A 1,112-nucleotide genomic window follows, 5' to 3' on the forward strand; every position below is an offset into this window, starting at 1 on the left:
TACTAATAGAATGTTGGTTCGGTCAGGCGGGCTCACGTGGCCTGTCAAATCAGGAAATTTCTCGCGGGACAGGTCATAGCGGAATACTACGCTGAGGCGCCGACATCCCATCGCTGCTGAATAGGCTACGAAACGAGTCGTGACGAATGCAATTTTCGCGGCGACGCAGTCCATACCTACTCACGCAACGGTGATAGCTGTTCAACGAAACCGTTCGTCGACACGCGCGTTTTGTGCAGTGCGGTCCATCTGAGGTTCCATCATGTACGAAGCGTGGTTTTCCAAGCCGGTGCCAGTCACCACCGGCATTGGCGGAAATATTCGCAACCTCTTGAATGCTCAACAGGCGCTAGATTTGCTTGGAGGCAATTGGCGCGATGCAGGAAGTCAAAAACATCGGTCCGCGTTGAGAGCTTGCCAGCAGGCCATAAACGGCGGCGTTTCCGCCGATGTTGCAAGAGAAGTTTTTGTCGAAGCCGCCCGAGAGGCGCATATTTTGGTTGAATGAGATCACAGGTTGCGCGCCGGTTTCCTTGTCGGCCTCGAAGGTCCTTTCGTCGGCAGGAAGGTCTCCGGTCAGTTGGGCATTCGAAAATCCCTCAAGGATTACAATACCAGATCGCGATTGAGAGACGCGTAATTGCTGGCGAGGTAGATCGACCGCGTTTGGAGAAAGCTCGCATCTACTAGGTGTTCAACCAACGCGGTCTTGTTCAGCGCCATCCTGTTTTCTACGGCGGGTGCCAAAGGCCAGCAATGCCGAACGATCACGCTCCTCGGCTTGCTTCCTCGACCGCACGCGCATCAGATCCTTCCAGCCGACATAGCCGACCAGTTGCTGGCTCTCGCGGGTGACGACCGGCAGATGCGAGACATTGGCCACCAACAGCTTGTCCGACAGACCTTCCAGGTATTCGTCGGGATAGGCAAGCGTCACCTTGCTTCCAGCAAGCAGGTCGTCGAGCGTGGTCGTCCTGTGCTTGCCGGCGCGGCGCCAGCGCAGGATCGCCGGCGGATCGATGAGGCCGAGCACCCGCCTGTTCTCGTCGATGACCGGGAAGCTCGGATGCCGGGTTTCCGGCGCGGTCAGGAACGCCGCCGCGCCATGCAGC

2 protein-coding genes are annotated in these 1,112 nt (G+C 57.7%); one reads left to right on the top strand and one right to left on the bottom strand.

Annotated features, from left to right (window positions below; genetic code table 11):
* Nucleotides 1-262 precede the first annotated feature (262 nt).
* Nucleotides 263-508, top strand: coding sequence for a DUF982 domain-containing protein (locus EN993_RS36085; protein ID WP_127266269.1), 246 nt, complete (start codon nt 263-265; stop codon nt 506-508).
* A gap of 186 nt (nt 509-694) precedes the next feature.
* Here the strand turns inward: EN993_RS36085 and EN993_RS36090 are convergent.
* Nucleotides 695-1,112: CBS domain-containing protein (locus EN993_RS36090; protein WP_127266270.1), on the bottom strand; the 418-nt coding region annotated here is incomplete at its 5' end.

This window comes from Mesorhizobium sp. M7D.F.Ca.US.004.01.2.1 (genome assembly GCF_003997785.1).
Lineage (GTDB): Bacteria > Pseudomonadota > Alphaproteobacteria > Rhizobiales > Rhizobiaceae > Mesorhizobium > Mesorhizobium loti.